Origin of the sequence: Actinacidiphila cocklensis, assembly GCF_907177275.1 — a bacterium.
GTDB lineage: Bacteria > Actinomycetota > Actinomycetes > Streptomycetales > Streptomycetaceae > Actinacidiphila > Actinacidiphila cocklensis.
Map to the genome: position 1 here is coordinate 93397 of NZ_CAJSLV010000114.1, position 20649 is coordinate 114045.

The 20649-nt window shown below is 72.6% G+C and carries 16 protein-coding genes and 1 pseudogene; 5 read left to right on the top strand and 12 right to left on the bottom strand.

Annotation, left to right across the window (positions count from 1 at the left end; all coding sequences use genetic code 11):
• Positions 1-144 precede the first annotated feature (144 nt).
• Both NFU81_RS37990 and NFU81_RS37995 read left to right on the top strand, forming a co-directional pair.
• Positions 145-741, top strand: coding sequence for an ArsR/SmtB family transcription factor (locus NFU81_RS37990; protein ID WP_251500966.1), 597 nt, complete (start codon positions 145-147; stop codon positions 739-741).
• Positions 738-2116 (top strand): annotated as a pseudogene (locus NFU81_RS37995) (MFS transporter). Before NFU81_RS37990 ends, NFU81_RS37995 begins: the two are co-directional and overlap by 4 nt.
• On the opposite strand, the gene NFU81_RS38000 reads toward NFU81_RS37995, so the two are convergent.
• The 6 genes from NFU81_RS38000 to NFU81_RS38025 all read right to left on the bottom strand — a co-directional run bounded on the left by NFU81_RS38000 (position 2014) and on the right by NFU81_RS38025 (position 8714).
• Positions 2014-2940 carry a glycoside hydrolase family 5 protein gene (locus NFU81_RS38000; RefSeq protein ID WP_251500969.1) on the bottom strand — a complete coding sequence of 309 codons (927 nt, stop codon included), beginning with the start codon at positions 2938-2940 and terminating at the stop codon, positions 2014-2016. The pseudogene NFU81_RS37995 and the gene NFU81_RS38000 sit on opposite strands and share 103 nt — an antisense overlap.
• A gap of 103 nt (positions 2941-3043) precedes the next feature.
• On the bottom strand, positions 3044-4723 hold the full coding sequence (locus NFU81_RS38005) for a beta-N-acetylhexosaminidase (RefSeq protein ID WP_251501389.1): 1680 nt from the start codon (positions 4721-4723) through the stop codon (positions 3044-3046).
• Positions 4724-4907: 184 nt separating this feature from the next.
• The gene (locus tag NFU81_RS38010; protein ID WP_251500972.1) at positions 4908-5162 is read right to left on the bottom strand and encodes a hypothetical protein; all 255 of its coding nucleotides are present in this window, start codon (positions 5160-5162) and stop codon (positions 4908-4910) included.
• Between the two features lie 231 nt (positions 5163-5393).
• Positions 5394-7298, bottom strand: coding sequence for a glycoside hydrolase family 76 protein (locus NFU81_RS38015; RefSeq protein ID WP_308208375.1), 1905 nt, complete (start codon positions 7296-7298; stop codon positions 5394-5396).
• A gap of 358 nt (positions 7299-7656) precedes the next feature.
• The gene (locus tag NFU81_RS38020; RefSeq protein WP_251500974.1) at positions 7657-8172 is read right to left on the bottom strand and encodes a hypothetical protein; all 516 of its coding nucleotides are present in this window, start codon (positions 8170-8172) and stop codon (positions 7657-7659) included.
• A gap of 137 nt (positions 8173-8309) precedes the next feature.
• Positions 8310-8714, bottom strand: coding sequence for a TraR/DksA family transcriptional regulator (locus tag NFU81_RS38025; protein ID WP_251500977.1), 405 nt, complete (start codon positions 8712-8714; stop codon positions 8310-8312).
• 484 nt (positions 8715-9198) lie between these two features.
• Between NFU81_RS38025 and NFU81_RS38030 the strand changes: the two genes are divergently transcribed.
• Together NFU81_RS38030 and NFU81_RS38035 are read left to right on the top strand one after the other, a co-directional pair.
• Positions 9199-10545: an MFS transporter gene (locus NFU81_RS38030; protein ID WP_422665391.1), complete on the top strand. Its 1347-nt coding sequence runs from the start codon at positions 9199-9201 to the stop codon at positions 10543-10545.
• 143 nt (positions 10546-10688) lie between these two features.
• Entirely contained in the window at positions 10689-11114 is a 426-nt protein-coding gene (locus NFU81_RS38035; protein ID WP_251500980.1) for a hypothetical protein, read from the top strand.
• A gap of 109 nt (positions 11115-11223) precedes the next feature.
• On the opposite strand, the gene NFU81_RS38040 is transcribed toward NFU81_RS38035, so the two are convergent.
• The 4 genes from NFU81_RS38040 to NFU81_RS38055 form a co-directional block, all read right to left on the bottom strand.
• Positions 11224-12465 (bottom strand): cytochrome P450, encoded by a 1242-nt coding sequence (locus NFU81_RS38040; RefSeq protein WP_251500983.1) that lies wholly within the window; start codon positions 12463-12465, stop codon positions 11224-11226.
• 72 nt (positions 12466-12537) lie between these two features.
• A complete protein-coding gene (locus NFU81_RS38045; protein ID WP_251500985.1) occupies positions 12538-13599 on the bottom strand; it encodes a polyprenyl synthetase family protein in 1062 nt (353 codons plus the stop codon).
• Between the two features lie 16 nt (positions 13600-13615).
• A complete protein-coding gene (locus tag NFU81_RS38050) occupies positions 13616-16246 on the bottom strand; it encodes a cytochrome P450 (RefSeq protein ID WP_251501000.1) in 2631 nt (876 codons plus the stop codon).
• 463 nt (positions 16247-16709) lie between these two features.
• The gene (locus NFU81_RS38055; protein ID WP_251501003.1) at positions 16710-18134 is read right to left on the bottom strand and encodes an MFS transporter; all 1425 of its coding nucleotides are present in this window, start codon (positions 18132-18134) and stop codon (positions 16710-16712) included.
• 318 nt (positions 18135-18452) lie between these two features.
• On the opposite strand from NFU81_RS38055, the gene NFU81_RS38060 reads away from it, so the two are divergent.
• Entirely contained in the window at positions 18453-18824 is a 372-nt protein-coding gene (locus NFU81_RS38060) for a VOC family protein (protein WP_251501006.1), read from the top strand.
• A 7-nt stretch (positions 18825-18831) separates the two neighbouring features.
• Here the strand turns inward: NFU81_RS38060 and NFU81_RS38065 are convergent, their stop codons facing one another.
• Entirely contained in the window at positions 18832-19854 is a 1023-nt protein-coding gene (locus NFU81_RS38065; protein ID WP_251501009.1) for an ornithine cyclodeaminase family protein, read from the bottom strand.
• On the bottom strand, positions 19851-20606 hold the full coding sequence (locus NFU81_RS38070) for an IclR family transcriptional regulator (protein WP_251501011.1): 756 nt from the start codon (positions 20604-20606) through the stop codon (positions 19851-19853). Before NFU81_RS38070 ends, NFU81_RS38065 begins: the two co-directional genes overlap by 4 nt.
• Positions 20607-20649: the final 43 nt, after the last annotated feature.

The window sequence follows — 20649 nt, forward strand, 5'->3', positions numbered from 1 at the left end:
CGGCGCCGGCCGCCTGTACTCGTCCCGAATCGTTCCGGCCGACCCGGGCGGGCACACTGCGGCCGGGGCTCACGGCGCAAGATTGCAGAGAATTCTCTGCAGAGAGCCCTGTGCAGAGAAGTCTCTGCACCATAGGCTGCGGGCATGCCCGACGAACCCGAACGCACGCCGAGCCCCCGCCGGCGCATCGACGCCCGCAGCCTGCGGGGGCTGGCCCACCCGCTGCGCATGAGCATCTTCGAACTGCTCAGCCTGGACGGCCCCGCCACCGCCACCGGGCTCGCCGAACGCCTCGGGGAGAACACCGGCACCGTCAGCTGGCACCTGCGGCACCTCGCCGAGCACGGCTTCATCGAGGAGGAGACCGGCCGCGGTACGAAGCGCGAGCGCTGGTGGAGAAGGGTCGGCGTCGTCAACGAGCTGAACATCGCCGACTTCCGCGACGATCCCGACACCCGGGGCGCGCTCTCGGTCTACCTGCACGAACTGGTGCAGCAGTACTTCGGCCGGGTCGTGAACTACATCGGCGAGGACTGGGACGACCGCTGGCGGCAGGCCGGCACCGTCGCGGACTGGCGCGATCTGCGGATGACACCGGACCAGCTGGCCGCGCTCAACGCGGAGCTGATGGACGTCATCGCCCGGCACACCCCCGCCGCGGACACCGAAGCGGGCACGGACGCGCTGCCCGTCGTCGTGCAGCTCCAGTCCTTCCCCCGCAAGGGGCGTGGCACCGCGTGAGCCAAGCGATACGCGGCGGCCTGCTGCGCCGCCACCGCGACTTCCGGCTGCTGTGGTGCGGTGAGACCGCGGGCAAGTTCGGCGCGTCCGTCACCGGGGTGGCGATGCCGCTGGCCGCCGTCTCCACCCTGCACGCCGGCACGTTCGAGGTCGGCCTGCTGAGCGCTGCCGCCTGGGCGCCCTGGCTGGTCATCGGTCTGCCGGCCGGCGCCTGGGTGGACCGGCTGCCGCGCAGGCCGATCATGCTGGCCGCGGCCTCGGTCTCGCTGCTCCTGTTCGCCTGCGTCCCGGTCGCCGCATGGGCCGGCCGGCTGAGCATGGGACTCCTGCTGGCCGTCGCCCTGCTGACGGGGACGTCGGCGGTGTTCTTCCAGACCGCTTACACCGCGTACCTCCCCGGCATCCTGGAGCCCTGCGACCAGCCCGAGGGCAACGCCAAACTGCACGGCAGCGCCTCGGCCGCGCAGATCGCCGGGCTCGGCTCCGGCGGCCTCATCGCGCAGGTGGCCGGCGCGGTCAACGGGATGTTCGCCAACGCCGCGACCTTCCTCGTCTCCCTGCTGTGCCTGGCAGGCATCCGGCACCGCGAGCCACGCGCCGCCCGGGCCGAACGCCGGCCGGGCACGCTGGGCGGCGACGTCCGCGAAGGCCTGCGGCTGATCGCCGACGACCCCTGGTTCCGCACGCTCGCGCTCTTCGGCGCCGCCTCCAACCTGGCCCTGATGGGATACCAGTCGATCCAGGTGGTCTTCCTGGTGCGGAGCGTCGGCCTCAGTCCCGGGCCGGTCGGCGCGCTCATCGCGCTCACCAGCGCGGGAGGCGTGGCCGGGGCCTTCGCCGCACGCCGGGTCGCCGACCGGATCGGCACCGCCCGCGCCACACTGCTCTTCGAACTGGGGCTTTCCACGCTCGCCCTGCTCATTCCGCTGACCGCCGGCGGGGCCGGGGTGCTGTTCTTCGTGGCGGCTTCTGCGTCTCCGCGGGCGTCGTGGCCGGCAACATCATCAAGGCGAGCTTCCTGCAACGCTACTGCCCGCCGGAACTCCTCGGCCGTCTCACCGCGAGCACCGCATTCCTCAGCTACGGGGCGATCCCCCTCGGAGCCCTGCTCGGCGGCGCGCTGGGAACCGCGCTCGGCATCCGCGCGGCCATGGCGATCACCACGGCAGGCGTCCCGCTCGCCGCACTGGTCCTGCTCTTCTCCCCGATCGGCAGGACCCGTGACCTGCCGGTGTCCCGCAGGACGGCGGGCGGGCCGAACGGCCCCGGTACTCAGGCGGCCGGGCCGCCGCCGAGGAGCGCCCGCAGCAGCGGCTCCCGCCAGGCGCCGCGCTCCACGTCGAACGCCCCGAAGTCGGTGCCGAACTCCCAGTAGGCCCAGCTCATTCCGAGCCGCTCGGCCTCGGACCGTACGAAGGCCGTCCACCGCTCGCGGGAGTCCATGGCTGCCCCGGCGAAGGCGCCGAACTCGCCGACGAACACCGGGAGCCCGTGCTCCCGCCCCCACGCCGCGACCTCGGCCAGGTCGTCGCGGACGGCTCTCTCGTCGGCGGCATCCCCCCAGGTGCGGCCCAGCCAGTGCTCCGCACCCTCGATCCAACCGGCGCCCTGGTGGGTGAACTCGAAGGGGGCGTAGTAGTGGACCGTCGCGAGCAGGTGGCCGTCGTCGGGGACGGCGAGGGCGGGAAGGGCGCGGGGGTCGTTGCGCTCGGTAGGGCCGATGAGCACGGTGCGCTCGGGGTTCGACTCGCGGACGACGGCCAGCGCCTGAGCCAGGACGATGTTCCAACGGCTCGCGGTGAGGCGGCCGTTCGGCTCGTTGAGCAGTTCGAAACTCACCTGCTCGGCGTGGTCGGCGTAGTGGGCCGCGATCTGCCGCCAGAGGGCGAGGAAGCGCGGCAGGTGCTCGTCGGGCGCGGCGGACAACCCGTCGTAGTGGTGGACGTTCACCACGGCGTTCAGGCCGCGGTCGAGCGCCGCGCGCACCGCAGCGTCGACGCGCCGGAAGAACGCCGGGTCGATCGCGTACGGCGGGGTGGCCGCCGCGTGCGCCGACCAGCGGACCGGCAGCCGGACGGTGCCGAAGCCCGCGGTGGCCACCACGTCGAACCAGCGCTCGTCCAGCGGCAGTTCAGGACCGCCGCCCAGCGCGTCCAGGGCGTTGCCGAAGTTGACGCCCCGCCCGAGTCCCTGGTCCATTCACGCCTCCCGGCGGGCAATGTACCGGGCGGGCCGATCTTGCCGCAGGCTTCGGGCCGCAACCACCCACCGGCCGGTGCCCGGTGGGTGGTTCCACGAGCTGTCAGCGCTCCGACGGCCAGTCGACCAGCGGCGAGCGGTAGAAGTCGATGCCGAGTGCCGACATGCGGGGTCCCTGGGCCGCCAGGCGCACCTTGTAGGTGGCCCAGTCGTGCGTGGACTCCGGCGACCAGCCGAGCTCCGCGATGCCGGGCAGCCGGGGGAAGGCCATGGCCTCGATGTCGTCGTTCGTGACGATCGTCTCCGTCCACAGCGGCGCCTCGACGCCGATCACCGCGCTCGACGGGACCCCCGCCCCGGCGAGGTACGCACCCGGGTCCCAGTCGTAGGAGCGGTCCACCTCGACCGTGCCCGCCCAGTCCTGGCCGAGCCGCGTGTTCTCGTCGTACTTCATGTCCAGGTACGAGCGGTCGGCGGGCGACAGCACGAGCCGGGTCCCCTTCTTCGCCGCCGCGGCGACCTGGGCGCGCTCCGCCGCCCCCGTCTCGTCGTAGCCCCAGTACTGGGCGACCGCGCCCGCGACCGGGCTCGCCGAGGTGATCTGGTGCCAGCCCATGACGGTCTTGCCGTACTTCTGGACGACGGCCTGCGCGCGGTTCATGAAGGAGACGTAGTCCGCCTGGCTGGTGGAGTGCGCCTCGTCGCCGCCGATGTGCAGGTAGCGGCCCGGTGTGATCGCGGCCAGTTCGCGGATCACGTCGTCGACGAAGGCGTACGTCACGTCTTTCGGCACGCACAGCGAGCTGAACCCGACCTCCGTGCCGGTGTAGAGGGGCGGCGCGACACCGTCGCAGTTGAGCTGCGCGTACGACGCGAGCGCCGCCTCGGTGTGCGACGGCATGTCGATCTCCGGCACGACCTCCAGGTGGCGGGACGCGGCGTAGGCGACGATCTGCGCGTACTGCGCCTTGGTGTAGGAGCCGCCCGTGCCGCCGCCGACCTCGGTGGACCCGCCGTAGGAGGCCAGCCGGGGCCAGGACGCGATGGCGATACGCCAGCCCTGGTCGTCCGAGAGGTGCAGGTGCAGCTCGTTGATCTTGTAGAGCGCCAGCTCGTCGATGTACTTCTCGACCTGGGCGACGGTGAAGAAGTGCCGTGACACGTCGAGCATCGCACCGCGGTAGGCGTAGCGCGGCACGTCCGTGACGGTGCCGCCCGCGACCTGCCAGGGGCCGGGCTGCCGGGTGCGCTCCTCGACCGACGCCGGCAGCAGCTGGCGCAGCGTCTGGACGCCGTGGAAGAGGCCCGCCGAGGTGCGGGCGGTGAGGGTGACGCCGTCCCGGCCGGAGTCGAGGCGGTAGCCCTCGGCGCCCAGATCGCCCTCCCCCGTGGTCAGGGCGAGCCGGATGTCGTGCCCGCCCTTCGCACCGTCGCCGCCGTCCTCGACGACCGGCAGGGCGTAGCCGGTGGACGGGCGCAGCAGCCCGGCCAGGTAGCTGCCGACCTGCCGGACGTCGGGCGCGTGCCCCGCGACGCGGATCTGCGCGGCGGACGTCAGCGTGTACGGTGCGCCCGCCGCGCGCACCTGGGCCGGCGCGGGCACGATCTGGCCGAGCGGCCGCACCGCCGCGCCGCGGGACCCCGGATGGGCCTGCGCGGAACCGGCGGCCCCGACGGCGGAGACCCCGGCCGCGAGGACGAGCAGCAGCGACCCGGCGAGCCGGGGAACCGTACGGGAGAGGGCAGGGGCGAGGGGGGAGGGGCGCGGAGCGGTTCTGTGCAGTCTCACAGATGTCCCTTCGACGCGGGAGGTGGACCCGGTGGCACCGGGCAGCCGGCCACTGCCTCCCCATGGGACCCGCCCACCTCACGCGCGTCAAGGTGTAGACCAATTTTCGCGGGCGGGCGAGCCGCCGGCGCGAGCCGGCGGCTGCCCCGACCTGACCGCCTCGCGCGGCCTCAGACGCTCAGTCGCAGCGCCCGCACAGGTGGCCCGTGCGCGGGGTGGGGCGGGACGTGGCCACACCGGGCACGGGCGCCCAGCGGCCGCGGTGCGAACGGTGCGGGGCCGGACCGTAGGGCGACTGCCAGGCCGGCCGGTCGGCCGGGGCGGGGAGCCTGCGGTGCGAGGCGACGTGGAGTCCCACGTCCGCCCGGAAGGGCGCGGCGGTGCAGACGTGGCAGCAGCGCAGGACGATCGGCAGGCAGGTGGGTACGACCACCCGGATTCTGGACACAGAGATACACCGGTTCCCATGAGAAGACCGCAGCGGAAAGGAGCGCGGCGCACAGGCGCGACGCGCGACGGATCAGCGCTCGGGGGTTCTCACATGGTGTACAACGGCACGTCCTTGTCAGGGCGGTTGCGGACGGGAGCACGGTAACGGCACGCGGGGGCGCGGTTCCACCGGTTTTCCGGTGCGGTCGGCGACGCGTTACGGCGGCCGTTGACGTCAGCCCGCGGCCAGGAGCGCGCTGAGGGCGGAGGCCTGGGTGCGCCAGTCTCGGGCGTTGGGGTGCGCGGTGGTGCCGGTGCCCGACCACCGCTCGCCGAGGCGGTTGAGGCTGTCGCGGTCGTGGTTCCATACGGTGTCCGCCTGGGTCTGGGCGAAGGAGTGGTAGGCGTTGCCGGTGACGCTGTCCAGGTCCTGGAGGTAGCGCATGAACACCCCCTTGAACTGCTTGGCGTTGTCGTCGCAGTCGGACGCGGGGGCGTCGCAGGCTTCCGTGAGCACGCCGGAGGTGACCAGCGCGGGGGAGGCGATCGCGGCGTCGGCGAGGCGCCGGGCGGTGCTCAGCGCGGCCGGGTCGCCGGTGGCCCGGTAGATCTCCACGCCGGCGCCGATGCTCAGGCCCTGGTTGTAACTCCACACGGTCTGGCCGTTGTTGGCGCAGCCCGCGGTGAGGCCGTCGTTGACCAGCCCCGAGGAGTTGATCAGGCCGCTGCGGGTGAACCAGTTCCAGGCGGTGGTCGCCCGCCCGAGCCAGAGGGTGTCGCCCGCCATCCGGTTGTGGAGCTCGGCGGTGATGCGGACCCAGAGTGCGTTGGTCACCGCGTTCTTGTACGTACGCTCCCGGTCCCACCACACGCCGCCGCCGCAGGTGGAGGTGTCCCAGAGCCCGTTGACGTAGGAGGCGATGGTGACCGCCTCGTTGAGGTACGTGGAGTCGTGCGTGAGGTCGTAGGCGTCGACCCAGGCCAGCGCCCACCATTCGGCGTCGTCGGTGGCGCGGCTGATGAAGTCGCCGTCGATCGGGTCCGAGCTGCGGGCGCCGGCCGGGAAGGCGGCCTTGTTCACCTGGAAGGTGCGGTCGACGATCCAGGAGTAGCGGGTGTCGCCGGTCTGCCGCGCGTAGTCCACGACGGTGGCCAGCGCGACCGCCGAGTTCCACCAGCTCGACGGCCAGTAGGCCTGGTTGGGGTCGTAGGAGTACAGCAGCGCGTCGGCGGCGGCCGCGGTGCGGGAGGCGGCCGGGCGTGCCCAGGCGGTGCAGCTGCCGTTCTGGCCCTCCACCGCCCGCCCGCAGGCGCGGACCGCGCCTCCGTACAGCCGGCCCAGCTGGTCGCTGGTGTTGTACCGCGCGGTGAGGGTGCCGGTGGCCCCTGCGGGCACGCTGGTACGGCCCTTGCTCGACCCGTCGGGCCAGCTCGTGCCGCTGTCCCAGGACCGGTCGAGCCAGATCTCGTCACCGGCCTTGCCGCCCGACACGGCACCCCAGGCCATGCCGGAACTGTCCATGTGCAGGGCGATCGTGCGCCCGTTCAGCGTGGCCGGTCCGACGGGCTGGGTGTCGCCCGCCGCGTTGCCCGCGCCGTCGCAGGCCGCCGCGCAGACGGTCTGGCGGGCCCACTGCGTGCAGCTGACACCCTGTGCGTCGCCGCACGCCCGCAGCACCGCACGGCGGTGGCCGGCGGGGTCGTACAGGTTGTACATGAGGGTGCGGGTCCCGGTCCAGGTGGACGGGATCGACGCCTTGCCGAGCAGGCCGTCCCAGGTGGTGCCGCCGTCCCAGGAGCGGTCCAGCCACACGGAGTCACCGGTGGCGCCCTGGTCGATGCTCGCCCACGCCATGCCGTCGGCGTCGTCGACGTGGAGTTCGAGCAGGCGGCCGTTGAGGTTCACGTTCGGCACCGGGAAGGTCTCGCCGGGCGCGCGCGAGGGGTCGAGGGTGTCGCAGGCCAGCGCGCAGACCGTGGTGGACGCGGCGGGCGAGACCGCGGCGGCGGCGGTGCCCGCCGACGGCAGCAGCAGGGCCGCGACGGTTGCCAGGACGGTGGCCAGGACAGCCGTCAGGGCGGCGGCCGGACGCGAGCGGGGCGATGACCAGGGCTTGGGCACGTGGGGTCCCTTTCTCACGGCCGGATGGTCGGCGGACGCACGAAAGGGGAGCTGGGGGTGCGTCAGCCGTGGCGGTGCGGTGTGGCGCGCGGTCTTGCAACGTTGGAAAGCCCTATTTCAGTGAGCATGACAACACGTCGACGGGGCGGTGTCCAGGCGTCGGGCGCGGATTGGACGACAAATCCGAGATTGGCTCAACCGGCGCGCAGCTCCGCTCCGTCGCCGCCGGAGGCCGCCTGCCGGTGGCGGCCCGGGGCGGTGCCGAAGGCGTGGCGGGAGGCCGGTCGCGCCGGCGCCGGGCCTGCTGCTCCCCGAGCCGCAGCGCGGCGCACCCCCGGAAGCGCGGGGGCGACGCGGCGGCCGGGAGCCGGGCGGATCAGTGGGTCAGGGCGTTCGCGCTCACGATGAACAGGCCGAGCAGGACGTCCACCACGCCCACGCGGCAGGCCGCGCTCCAGCGCTGCCCCGCCGCGCGGGCCGCCAGCAGCCCCCAGCCGAACAGGGCCGCGGTGTTGATGGTGAGGGCGACGTCGACGGCGCCCTCCTCGCTCCACCACCCGGCGGCGGCGCCCAGCAGTGCGGCCACCGTCGGGACCGCGGCCACCACCAGCGGCCACTCGTGCAGCACCGACCTGACGCTCTCGGCGGTGGCCCGCTTCCCGCCGGCCGTCCAGTGCGCGATGGCGTGTGCGTAACCGTGCGCCGCGGCCGCCGCCAGCGCCGCCACCATGATCCACAGCGCGTCGTAGCCGGCGTTGGGCGAGCCGTTGTCCTGGTCGAGGGCGGACGCCAGGGAACTGGCGAGCACGGTTCCGTACACGCCGCCGAACAGCAGGCGCTGCAGCGGCACGCGCTTGAGGCCGGTCGCCGCAACGTCTGGACTGTCCGGCACAGTGCCGCCCTTCGTGCGGGAGCTTCGTCTCCCCACGATCGCCGCACGCGCCGCGCATTGCGCCCCGCCCCGCCCGCGGCCCCCGCGTATTCCGCCGGACGGACGCCACGTCCCTCCCCGGGGGAGTCCGGTGCGGCTCAGCGGGTGCGAGCCGCCGCGCACCGGACGCAGGTCGTCACGGCCGGGAGCACCTGGAGGCGTTCCGCCGGGATCGGCTCGCCGCAGACCTCGCACCGCCCGTACCCGCCCTGCTCCAGCCGCTCCACCGCCCGGTCGAGGGCGGTCAGCTGCTCGCGGGCCTGCGCCAGCAGGGATCCGGTGTGCGCCCGCTCGAAGGCGGTGCTCGACCCCTCGGGGTCGTGCTCGTCGTCGACCGCGACCAGCGCGTTGGCCTCGACCATCGCGTCGTAGTCGCGGCTCAGGGCCGCGATCTGCGCGCTGGTGTCCGCCCGCGCCGCCGCCAGGCGCTCGCGGGTGGCGGCACCGTCCTCGGCGGCACCTTCGGTGGGGCCGGCTGCGTCATTTCCGTGCGAATCGGTCATTACGGCGACAACGCCGGCATCCGCCTCGCCATTCCGGCGGGCCGAGCAGCCTCCCGGGGACGGCAGCGCGGCGCCCCGTGCTTCCGGGCGCCGTTTCCACGGCGCGAAGGCGTGCGACGACGAAGCCCACCGTGAGGCCTTCGCGGCGGCACGCGACCTCATCCTCGGCCTGCCCGCCGCCCGCGGGTGATCCGCGGCAGCCCACCGAGCCGGTCCCACGGGGGCCTGACCTCCTGCCGCGAAGCCGTAATCGCCTTTCGCGCCGGCCGGCCGAAGGCTAGTGTCCCCGGCAGTGAGCTGATCGACGAGGAGTTGTTGGTATGCCCGGTCGTACGAGCGCGCGTTGACGTTGTGGGCCGACCGGCCCGTCATCGCGTGCTGCCCTTGATGCTGCGGCACAGCGAGCCCTTTCCTGCCTGAACCGCCGGCACACCTGGTGCGTGCCCGGTGGCGGGCCTCGTTGTCGGCAACCCGAGGGATACCCGTGCCGTCCGTCTCCTCCGCTGTATCCGATTCCGCTGTATCCGATTCCGCACGAAGCACTCCGCCGAGCCTGTGGCGTGACGCCGGCTTCCGCAGGCTCTGGGCGGGGCAGACCGCCTCCCAGCTCGGGGAGCAGACCGGGCTGGTCGTGCTTCCGCTCTTCGCCGTCCTGACGCTGCACGCCACTGCCGGCCAGCTGGGCGTCCTGCGCGCCGTCGGACAGGCGCCCATCCTGCTGCTCTCGCTCTTCGTCGGCGCATGGGTGGACGGGTGGCGCACGCGCACCGTGATGGTGCTGGCCGACGCCGGCCGGACGGTCGCCCTGGGCGCCGCCGCCGTGGCCGGCTGCTTCGGCTGGCTCGGCCTGCCCGCGCTCCTCGGGATCGCGTTCGCCGTCGGGGCGCTGTCCGTGTTCTTCGACGTGGCCTACCAGGCCTGCCTCGTACGGCTGGTGCGGCGCGACCAGCTGGTGCGGGGCAACAGCGCGTTGGAGGGCAGCCGTTCCGCGGCCCAGATCGGCGGACCCGCACTCGGCGGCGCGCTGGTGTCCCTGCTGTCGGCGCCGATCGCGGCCGCCTCAAGCGCGCTGTTCTTCGCGCTGTCGTTCCTGTCGATCCGGCGAATCCCCCGGGCAGAGCGGACCCCGGAGCGCCTGGACGCTCCGCCCACGGTCCTGCGGCAGATCCGTGAGGGCGTCCGGTTCGTCGTCGGCGACACGGCGCTGCGGACCGTGTGCCTGGCCTCCGCCGCCTTCCAGCTCTTCTTCGCGGCCGTGATGACGGTCTATCTGCTCTTCCTGCCGCGGGAACTGCACCTGTCCGGCACCGCGGTGGGGCTGGCGCTCGCGGCGACGGGACCGGGCGCCCTGCTGGGCTCGGTGCTGGCGGCCCACCTGCCGCAGCGGTTCGGGTACGGCCCGGTCCTCGTGGCCGCGGCGGCGCTCGGCGACGGCGTCTTCCTGTGCGTACCGGCGCTGCACGGCTCCTCCGCGGCGACCGTTGCCACGCTCCTGGCGTCCAACTTCGTGTTCGGGGCCGGCGGGCAGCTGGTGAACGTGGCGGTCATGGCCGTCCGGCAGGCGGCCACCCCGGATGACATGCAGGGCCGGGTGGCCGCGACGATCACGTGCGTCGGCATGGGGCTGTCGCCGCTCGGCTCGCTGCTCGGCGGACTCCTCGCGGAGGAGTGGGGGTTGCGGACGAGTCTTCTGGTGACGGCCGCAGGCATGGTGCTGTCCCCGGTGGTGATCGCCGCGTCCCCGCTGGCCCGCCTGGGACGGACGCTCCCGGTCGCGCGGGAGGCGCCACCGGCCGCCGAAGGCGACGGCGTTCGCACCCGCGGTGCGTAACTCCCGGCGGAAGGCGGTACGCTGCGACGCCGCTGTCGTGTCCACGACGGCGGCGCCGTACTTGAGGTGTCGCCACATGCGGCACATCCAGCACGACCAGCACGTCACGTCAGTCGCACCACATTTGAAAATGGGGGCACCACATGGCTATTCGCAAGTCCACCATGCAGGAGCAGGTGGCCGAGGCCATCGCACAGATCAACCCGGGCGACCGGCCGATCGCCACGATCCACACCGTGACCGGCCCGAGCCCGTGGCTCACCAACGCGATCGGCCTCCTCGCCCAGGCGTTCGTGAAGTACTACTTCGTGACGGTCACCGAGCAGGCCGTCGTCTTCCACAAGGCGGGCCGGATGAGCGCCCGTCCCAAGGAACTGGTCGTCGCCATACCGCGGCAGGAGGCCGCGGCCCTCATCAGCGACGTCAAGCGCAAGCCGCTGTGGAGCTCGCTGAAGTTCCAGCTGCCCGGTGAGGCCAAGCCGACCCGGCTGAACGTGGCCCGCTACTGGCGGCCCGAGCTGGACCAGTGGGTGGCCGCCGCCACCGGCACGCCGGTCGCCGCCTCCTGAACCACCCTCGGCGCAGCCCGTGTCCGGGCTGCCGCGAACGCCGGACGGCCCCGGCTCCACCGTGTCCGACACGGAGGAGCCGGGGCCGCCGGATGGGGGACGCGAACGCTCAGGCCCGTACCAGCGGGAGTTCCGACAGCGCGTGGAAGATGAACCCGCCCGGCAGGTACTCCGGTTCGAACCCCTCCCGCAGCGCGAGGTCGGGGACCAGCTCGGCCAGGGTCTCCACCGCGATCCGGGCCTCCAGCCGGGCCAGCGCGGCACCCGCGCAGAAGTGCACGCCCAGGCCGAACCCCAGGTGCTGGGGCGGCCCCTGGCGGTCCAGGCGGAACGTCTCCGCGTCCTCGACCCAGCCGGGGTCCCGGCCCGCCGCCGCGAACATCACCCGCAGCCGGGCTCCCGCCGACAGCTCGGTGGCGCCGATCCGCCGGTCCTCGGTCGCCACCCGCAGCGCCCCCTGGACCGAGGAGTCGTACCGCAGCGTCTCCTCGACGGCCGCGCCGGCCAGCGAGGGGTCGGCCACCACGGCCTGCCACAACTCCCGCTGACGCAGCAGCTGGTGGACGGTGTTGGCGATCAGGTTGGTGGTGGTCTCATGGCCCGCGGCGACCATGAAGCGCAGCGCCACCACGGCCTGGTCCTCGCTGCACACCGGGTCCTCGTCGCGGGCGGCCCGCACCAGGCCGCTGGCCAGGTCGTCCGTGGGCGTCAGCGCGCGCTGGTGCAGCAGGTCCCGCAGGTACGCCTCGTACACGGGCACCGTCTGTGCCGCCTGCAGCTGCTGCTCGGGTCCGAGCGGCACGACCTGCAGGGCCAGCCAGGTGTCGTTCCACATCTTGACGGTCTCGCGGTCCTCAGCGGGGATCCCGATCAGGTCGCAGATGACGGTGTACGGCAGCGGGTAGGCCACGTCCTTGAGCAGGTCGCCCCGGCCCGCCTCGGCGAGACCCTCGATCAGGGTCTGCGAGATCTTCTGGATGCCGGGGGTGAGCCGGCGCAGGCTGCGCGGGGTGAAGTACTCGGCTATCAGCGTGCGGAATCGGGTGTGCGCGGGACCCTCGACGTTGTAGATGGCGTTCTGGAAGAACAGGGAGCCCTCCAGGACCTGCCGGCTCTCCGGGGTGAACGGGTAGGAGCCTTCGAGGTTGTGGCGGCTGGTGAAGCTGGAGTCGCGCAGTACCGCGTCCAGTTCGTCGCGGCCGGTGACGATCCACTCGTCGAAACCCTCGTGGTGCGCGACGGGCACGCTGGTGCGGCCGGTCGCGTAGGCGTCGTAGGGGCACTTGCGGTAGTCGGCCGAGCTCGGGTCGAAGATCTCGTGGACCGGCCTGTCCTGCGTGGTGTCGGTCATGCTGAACTCCCTTGCGCTGCGAACGTGTTGGCTGAGGGGTGTGGGTTGTCCAAGGCGGTCGTTGCGGGCCGTTCAGTGCGAGCGGTCGGCGATGAACCGCGCCAGCGCGGTGAGTTCGGCGGCAGCGCGGCGGTTCACCGCGACGTCGTCGACGACCTCCAGGGCCTGGCTCAGCTGCCCCTCCGCCTGGTCCTCGGTGAAGGACCGGCCACCGACCTGCTCGATCAGGTCCGCCGCCCGGCGCACCGTCAGATCCGCGTCGGAGGCGTCCGGCTCCGCGTCGAGCAGCCGGACCAGGGCAGGCGCGTGCGCAGCGTCGTCGACGCCCAGGGCGAACACCACCGGCAGCGTCTTCTTGCGCCGGCGCAGGTCGTTGAAGACCGGCTTCCCGGTCACCGCCGGATCACCCCAGATGCCCAGCAGGTCGTCGATCGCCTGGAAGCCCCCGCCCAGCCGGCTGCCGGCGGTGGCGAACGCGGCGGTGGCCGTCGGGCTCCCGCCGCCGAACAGGGCGCCGAGGCCGGCGGAGCAGGCGAGCAGCGAGCCCGTCTTGTTCGCCGCCATCCTCGTGTAGTCGTCGACGGTCACCGCGTCCGCCCCGGTCCAGGGGCGGTCCTCGAAGGCGATGTCGTCCGCCTGCCCGTCGACGAGCTCGATCAGCGCCGTCGACAGCATCTCGGCCGCCTCCGCCGCGGCGGTCCCGCTGACCGTGGCGAAGGCGAGCGAGAGCAGCGCGTCGCCCGCGAGCATCGCGGGGCCGACGCCGAAGGCCTTCCACAGGGTCTCCTGGTGCCGCCGCCGCTCGTCGCCGTCCATGATGTCGTCGTGGATGAGGGAGAACGCGTGCACCAGCTCCACCGCGACCGCACCCGCCACAGCGTCCTCGGCGGACCCGCCGACGGCCTCCGCCGACAGCATGGTCAGCGCGGGCCGGAGCCCCTTGCCCATGCCCTCGCTGCGGACGACGCCGTCGGCATCGCTCCAGCCGAAGGCGAAGGCGGCCATGTGCCGTACACCGGGGGGCAGCCGGTCGACCGTGTCGCGCAGTGCCGGCTGTACCATCCGGCGGCAGCGCTCGAGTAACTCCTGCGCGCTCGGCGCCGTCGGCTGCCCGAGCCGCATCCGATTCGTCATCGTGTACGCCGCCTTCTCAACTGACCTGGGACGGCGTCAGGCTGTCCGGGCGGACGGCCCGGCTGCGCGGTGTGGGGATCATGTCCAGCGGCCCGGTCCCCAGCGAGGCCTTGGGCACGGCCACGTTGGGCTTGGCACCCGGCGCGGGACGCAGCCGCCAGCGGGTGGCGATGGTCGCCAGCGTCAGCGTGGTCTCGGCCTGCCCGAAGGTGTCTCCGATGCACTTGCGGTTGCCCGCACTGAACGGCACCATCGCGCCGCGCGGCACCCCGGCGGACCGGTCGGGCAGCCAGCGGTCCGGGTCGAACCGCTCGGGGTCCTCGAAGTGCCCGGCCTGCCGGCCGAGCGAGTACGGGCTGTACATCACGATGGTGCCGGGTTCGAGCACCTTGCCGCCCAGCTCGGTCCGCTTCGTCGTGGCGCGGGTGAGCAGCCAGGCCGGCGGGTACATTCGCAGCGTCTCGTGCAGGACCCGCCAGGTGTAGTCCAGGCGCGGCAGGTCGGCGAACTCCGGGGCGCGGCCGTCGGGCAGCACCTCGTCGAGCTCGGCGTGCAGCCGCCGCTCGATCTCCGGGTGCTCCGCGAGCACGTGGAAGACCCATGCCATGGTGTTGCCCGTGGTCTCGGTGCCGCCGATCAGCAGCGTCATGACCTGGTCGTAGATCTCCGCGTCGGACAGCCCCTCGCCGGTGTCCTCGTCGCGGGCGTTGACCAGGATGGACAGCAGGTCACCCCGGTCGGCGCCGGCCCTGCGCTGGTCCTCGATGGTCTCGCCGATCACCGCGTGCATCCGCTCCCGCAGCGCGTCGAACCTGCGGTTGCCGGGCGTCGGTATCCGCTCCTGCCAGCCGGTCGGTGCGACCATCCGCTGGTAGACGCCGCGCATGATCAGCGGCATGCAGTACGCCACTTCGGGGATCGCCCGCTCCCCGACGCTGGTGGAGAACATGGTGCGGGCGGTGATGCGCAGGGTCAGGGCGTGCATCGCGTCGCTCACGTCGAAGGCCTCGCCCTCGCGCCAGTCGGCGAGCACAGCCTCGACCTCCTCGCGCATCAGCGAGACGTAGCCGGGCATCCGCGAGGGGTGGAACGCGGGCTGCAGCATCCTGCGCTGGGTGCGGTGGTCGTCGAACTCGGAGCTGACCAGGCCGTTGCCGACGAGCAGCCGGGCCTTCTCGAAGAGGGGGCCGCCCTTGTCGAAGGTGCGCGCGTCCAGCAGCACCTGCATGACGAGGTCGGGGTGGCAGGCGAGGTACGCCTTCTTCGGGCCGAGCCGGATCTCCACCAGGTCGCCCTGCCCCGGCAGCCCGGCGAGGAACTCCAGCGGCCTGCGCCACAGGTGCAGGGCGTGACCCAGGACGGGGACGGCGCCCTGGGCGGTGGCCACCCGCCATGTGCGGGGAGCGGCGGACCTGTGGCCGTTGCCGTTGCTGTGCGGCGTGGCTGGAGCCGGAGCCGGAGCCGGAGCCGTAGCCGGAGCGGCGGCGGCGGAGTCGGCGGAGCCGGGCGCCCGGCCGTGGTCCACGGGGCAGCGGAGCGCGGCGGGCGGGCCGGCCTGCCCGGTGGCTTCCGGCGTCAGGGCGGCGGGCTCGGCCCGGAACCGTACGATCGGCGCGTCCAGGTCGAGCCAGCCGGAGGTGGACCCGTCCCACACCGACCCGTCGCCGTAGTAGCGGGGCGTCAGGTACTCGAACTCCTGGCTGCCGCCCATCATGTGGTCCAGCGCGCGCAGGTAGGCGACCACCTCGGCGCGCTCGCCCAGCGGCCCGGCGAGCAGGCCGTCGCGCAGCTCGATGTACGTCCTCTCGTGCTGCTCGACCAGCTCGCACAGCCGGTTCACCGCGTCCTGGAGGCCGAGGCCCTCGCGCTCGGTGAGCACCCGGACGACCGTCATCTTGTCGTCCTGCGCCTGTTCCTTACGCCACGACAGCAGGTCGTTGATGATGATCATCTGCCGCCGGCAGTGGACGTGGACGTCGGCCAGCTCGGGGAGGAACTCGCTCATGTCGACGGCGGCGCCGTACTCGGTCATCAGTTCGATGAAGTCGCAGCCGAAGCTGTCGAGCCGTACCTGGATACACGTCTCGTAGTCCGGTACGTTGCCGGTCAGTTTGGCCTCGATCTCGCTGGCGCACCCGCGCAGGAACGCCGCCAGGCTCGCCCCGAAGCGGCGCTTCTGGGCGGGCGACAGGCCGGGGCTGATGCGCCGCCAGAGGTCCTTCGCCGCCGTGCCGTACGCAACCTCCGCAGTGCTGCGGACGACGACTTCCGGGGTGTCGGCGCCTGCGGGCTCCCCGGTGCCGTCCTCCACGGTGAAGTCGGCGACGATGTCGGCGAAGACCCGCCGTGCCGCCCCCTCGTCGGCCCCCAGTGCGGACCGGTCGGACACGGAGCTGTCGATGACGGTGACGTACTGGTACCAGTCGGCGATGTCGAGCGCGCGCTGGGCTTCGGCCTCCGGCACGGTCAGCGGACCGTAGATGCCGTTGCGCTGGCGGAGGAAGAAGAGCAGCTCCTCCTCGCCGGCGAAGCAGGCGGTGAGATGTTTGCGGATCCAGCCGTTGGACGCAATCTCGATTTGTGCGGCCTTGGGGTGATAGGCGTAGGGGAGCAGTCGGGGCAGCTCGGGATAGAAGACTTCACGCACGGGTGTGGCGGATAATTCGGGCGATATTTCCTGGAAAATATTCGACATGACCGATAAATCCTTTACTTCCGTCGCGGATTCATTCGGAATCATCTGACGGCGATGTGCGTATGGTCAACGCACCCGGATTCATTTGGCCAAAAACAAGGCCTCATTGTTCGGCAAAATGAGGCATGGATATTCCGTTTACCTTCTTCCGGGTGTGGTCGGTAATCATATCCGGAAAGCTAGATCGATAAACCATGCGGGGCTGTTTTTTATCCACTGGGAATGCCGGCTTAACGTGATCGTGAGGTGGTTGGCGTCCCTCCTTGGGCATGGTCGGAAGGTTGAGCGGTTTTCGGCCAGATGGCGGGATCGTCCGCAGCGGGTCCGCAGCCGGTCCGCGGCGGACGCGGGAACGGCCCGGCAGTAGCCTGCTGCCGGGCCGTTCCCCCCCTGGTTTCGCGCGTTTGGCCCCGCTTTACCCCCGGGGTTTCGCCTTGATCACGGCCGTGACGAGGATCAGCGCCACCACGATGAAACCGGTGCCGACGAGGAGCGCGTCGGAGATGCCGTCGGCCGTCGCCGAGCGGCTCGCGGGGGCGCCGCCGGCGCCGGCGTCGTAGACGGTGACGAGCACGGCCAGGCCGAGGGCGCCGCCGACCTGCTGCATCGTCTGCAGGATGCCCGCCGCGATGCCGGAGTCGCGCGGCTCGACACCGCCCAGGATCAGTGCGGTCAGCGGCATCAGGAAGGTGCCGATGCCGACGCCGACCAGCAGCAGCGGGAACAGCGGGCCGCTGGCGTACGAGGCGTCGGCGCCCAGCTGGGCGAGCCAGCCGACGCCCGCGAGGATCAGGACGATCCCGCTGATGATGAGCCGCCGCGGCCCGAACCTGGGCAGCAGCCTGGGCGTGGTGCGCGACATGGCGAACATGGCCACGCCCATCGGCAGGAATCCGATGCCGGCCCTCAGTGCGGTGAACCCGAGCACCTCCTGCAGAAACTGCGGGACGAAATAGAAGACACTGAAGTTGCAGGCGAGCACGAGGAGCATCGCCGCGTATCCGGCGCTGCGTGCGCGGTCGGCGAACAGCCGCATCGGCATGATGGGATTCGGGACCCGGAATTGGGTGACGAGGAACACCCCGAGCAGGATCGCCGCACCCGCGAGGGACCCGACGGCGACGGCGTCGGTCCATCCCTCCGACTCGCCGCGGATCAGCCCGTACACGAGTGCCGTCAGCCCGGCCGTGGCGGTGAACGCGCCGACGATGTCCACCCGCGCGGGACGCTTCTCGGGAGCGGCGATGTATTTCGGCGTGAGGACCACGGCGGCGACGCCGATCGGCACGTTGACGAAGAGCACCCAGCGCCACGAGGCCCATTCGGTGAGGATTCCGCTGAGAATCATGCCGAGGGCCATGCCGAGTCCGGCGAGGGTCGAGTAGACGGCCAGTGCCTTGTTGCGGGCGTTGCCCTCCTCGAAATTGGTGACGAGCAGCGACATCGCACCCGGTGCGGCGAAGGCGGCCCCGACGCCCTGGGCCGCACGGGCCGCGAGCAACTGCCAGTCGTCCACCGCGAATCCGCCGAGCAGCGAGCAGACGGTGAAGAGCAGGACGCCTGCCATGAAGGTGCTGCGGCGCCCGAAGATGTCCCCGGTGCGCCCGCCGAGCAGCAGCAGGCCGCCGTAGGCGAGCACGTAGGCGTTCAGCACCCAGGACAGCCCGGTGGCGGAGAAGCCCAGATCGGACTGGATCTGCGGGAGTGCGACGGTCATCGCGGTGGTGTCGACGACGAACATCATCTGGCAGGAGACGATGATGGCCAGGATGATTCCTGGGCGGTGGGCTAAGTGTCCTTCGGTGCCCGCAGCCGAGGTGTTGGAGGTGGTGGAAGTCACGCGGGTTCCTCTTCGGTCCGTTCCGCTGGGTCGTACCGTCGTGGAACTTCCCGGTACGTGTGACGTCGTTGAGGTCGCCTCGGCCCACCCCGTGGTGGCTGCCCTGAGCGGCAGCGGGGCACGCCCTCAACTCAGCTGGAAAGACTAGCAGCGGCCCCTCGGCGGCGTCCGCCCCCCGTGGCCCCCGGCCCCGGACCCGGTCCGCTCGACGGTGGGAAGCGTGCCGTATTAAGGTCGTATGAGCGGCATCTCGTGTCGGTCACCGGCCGGGTGAGGCACGGAGGTGTCCGCAAGGCGCCTCACGGAGGAATTCCGCATATGGCAGTCGAGTTGAACCACACCATCGTCCACGCCCGGAACAACCGCGAATCCGCCGAGTTCCTCGCCGGCATCCTGGGCCTCGAGGTCGGAACGGAGTGGGGTCCCTTCGTCCCCGTCGCCACCGGCAACGGCGTCACCCTGGACTACGCCAGTTTCCCGGCCGAGTCGATCACCGCGCAGCACTACGCCTTCCTGGTCTCCGACGACGAGTTCGACGCGGCGTTCACGCGCATCCAGCAGGCCGCGATCACGTACTACGCCGACCCGTACATGCACCGCGCCGGCGAGATGAACCACTACAACGGCGGCCGCGGACTGTACTTCCGCGACCCGGCCGGCCACGCGATGGAGATCCTCACCCGCCCCTGAGGGCTGATCAGGCCGCGGGGTCGGGGCGTCGGGGGTGGGCGTCGTGGATCACGCGGGCTGCCGCCACGTCGAGGGCCGCGTGGCCGGTGGACTTGAAGAGGGTCAGCTCGTGGGGGTCGTGGCGGCCCGGGTGCGTGCCGGCGAGGACCGCGCCGAGGAGGGTGGCACGGGACGGGGCGAGGCCCTGCAACTCGTGGGCGCCCGCCGGGGGAGGGGAGGTCACGGCGCCCTCCCACTCGGTGAACAGGGTGGCGTCGCGGACCGTGGCCGCGTCGACCTCCAGGCCCCCGGAGCCGCCGACCGAGCTGACGTGCGCTCCGGGGCGCAGCCAGGCGCGAGTGAGCACCGGCTCGATCGCGGCGGTGCAGCACAGGACGGCATCCGCCTCGCGGACGGCCGCCTCGATGGACGCCGAGGCCGCGACGCCGTGGCGCTCGGCAAGCGCGCGGGTGCGGTCCGGGTCCCGGCCGGCGACGGTGACCGACGGAGCGGCAGCGGCCGGCCAGGGGCGGCGGCGGGCCGCGGGGGAGCCCTCGGGGGCATCCAACACGGTTGAGAGCAGGGTGAGTTGGGCGTCGGCCTGCGCGCCGGTGCCGATCACCGCGATCCGGGCGGTGTCAGGACGGGCCAGTGCCAGCAGTGCGGCGGTCGCGGCCGCGGCAGTACGCAGGGCGGTGAGCGGCTCGGCATCGACCAGGGCCAGCGGGCGGCCGTCCGTCTCGTCGAAGAGGGCGACGACGCCCCGGTGGGCCGTGCGGCCGGGCCGGGCCGGGTCGTCGAAGACGCTGACCAGCTTGGCGGCCAGCCCGAGACCGGGGACGTAGGCGGGCATCGTCCCGAGCAGGCCGTGCGGTCCCGACGCGGCGATACGGGGCGGTGCGCTGACCGTCGCCGCCGCGACGGCGACCAGGGCGGTCGCGACGGCTTCGAGCAGCCGCCGCGGGTCGAGCGCGGCGGCGGTGGCGTCCCGGTCGAGGACGGCCGGCGGGGACGCGGGACTCCCGGGGCGGTGCGGTGCGGCCGGGGTCATCGCCCGCCTCCCGGGGTGCCCAGTGCGGCGGCCAACTCCTCTGTCGCCGCGAGTAGTCCGGTCCGCAGCCGGGGCAGGTGCCGCTCCTCGAACTCCGGGGTCGGGCCGACCAGGGTCAGCGCGCAGACAGGGCCGCCGTCCTGGGCGTGGACGGCGCGGCTGACGGAGGCCACCATCGGCTGGGTGCGGCCGATCTGCACGCCCCAGCCGGTCCTGGCCGTGCGGTCCAGCTCGGCGCGCAGGCCGTCGCGGCCGTCCAGCGGGTGCCCGGCGGCGGCCGCGGCCGCCAGGTAGGGCGCACGGGCCTGCTCGTCCATGGCCGCGACCAGGGTGAGCGGCCCCGCGAACCGGTGCACCGGCAGGAGCTCGTCGCGCAGGTCGCTGATCATCTCCAGCCGCTCGGGGCGGACCACGTCGACCACCCGGGACCGGTCGGTCTCGGGGACCTGGAGGTTGACCATCATCGAGGTGGCCGCGGACAGGCGCTCCAGCACGGGCCGCGCGATACCGACCAGGGAGTGGGCGGCGGCGGTGCGGGAGAGCTGCAGCACGGCGGCCCCCGGCAGGTAGCGGTCGCCGATGCGCATGATCCAGCCGCGGCGGACCAGGTCGGCCAGCACCCGGTGCGCGGTGGGCCGCTGCAGGCCGAGCGCGTCGGCGATCTCGCTGAGCCGCAGCGGCCGGTCGGAGCGGATGACCGTCTCCACGAGGTCCAGGGCCTTGTCCACCGCGGAGCTGCCGGACGCGGGCATGGGGCGGTCCTCTCGTCGTCTGCGCGCGGACCTGCCCCGGCGC

Coding starts and splice junctions, on each gene's coding strand:
- NFU81_RS38040 (WP_251500983.1), bottom strand. CDS start 12,465: ATGACCGACACCACGCAGGACAGGCCGGTCCACGAGATCTTCGACCCG.
- NFU81_RS38070 (WP_251501011.1), bottom strand. CDS start 20,606: ATGCCCGCGTCCGGCAGCTCCGCGGTGGACAAGGCCCTGGACCTCGTG.
- NFU81_RS38065 (WP_251501009.1), bottom strand. CDS start 19,854: ATGACCCCGGCCGCACCGCACCGCCCCGGGAGTCCCGCGTCCCCGCCG.
- NFU81_RS37990 (WP_251500966.1), top strand. CDS start 145: ATGCCCGACGAACCCGAACGCACGCCGAGCCCCCGCCGGCGCATCGAC.
- NFU81_RS38060 (WP_251501006.1), top strand. CDS start 18,453: ATGGCAGTCGAGTTGAACCACACCATCGTCCACGCCCGGAACAACCGC.
- NFU81_RS38025 (WP_251500977.1), bottom strand. CDS start 8,714: ATGACCGATTCGCACGGAAATGACGCAGCCGGCCCCACCGAAGGTGCC.
- NFU81_RS38035 (WP_251500980.1), top strand. CDS start 10,689: ATGGCTATTCGCAAGTCCACCATGCAGGAGCAGGTGGCCGAGGCCATC.
- NFU81_RS38000 (WP_251500969.1), bottom strand. CDS start 2,940: ATGGACCAGGGACTCGGGCGGGGCGTCAACTTCGGCAACGCCCTGGAC.
- NFU81_RS38045 (WP_251500985.1), bottom strand. CDS start 13,599: ATGACGAATCGGATGCGGCTCGGGCAGCCGACGGCGCCGAGCGCGCAG.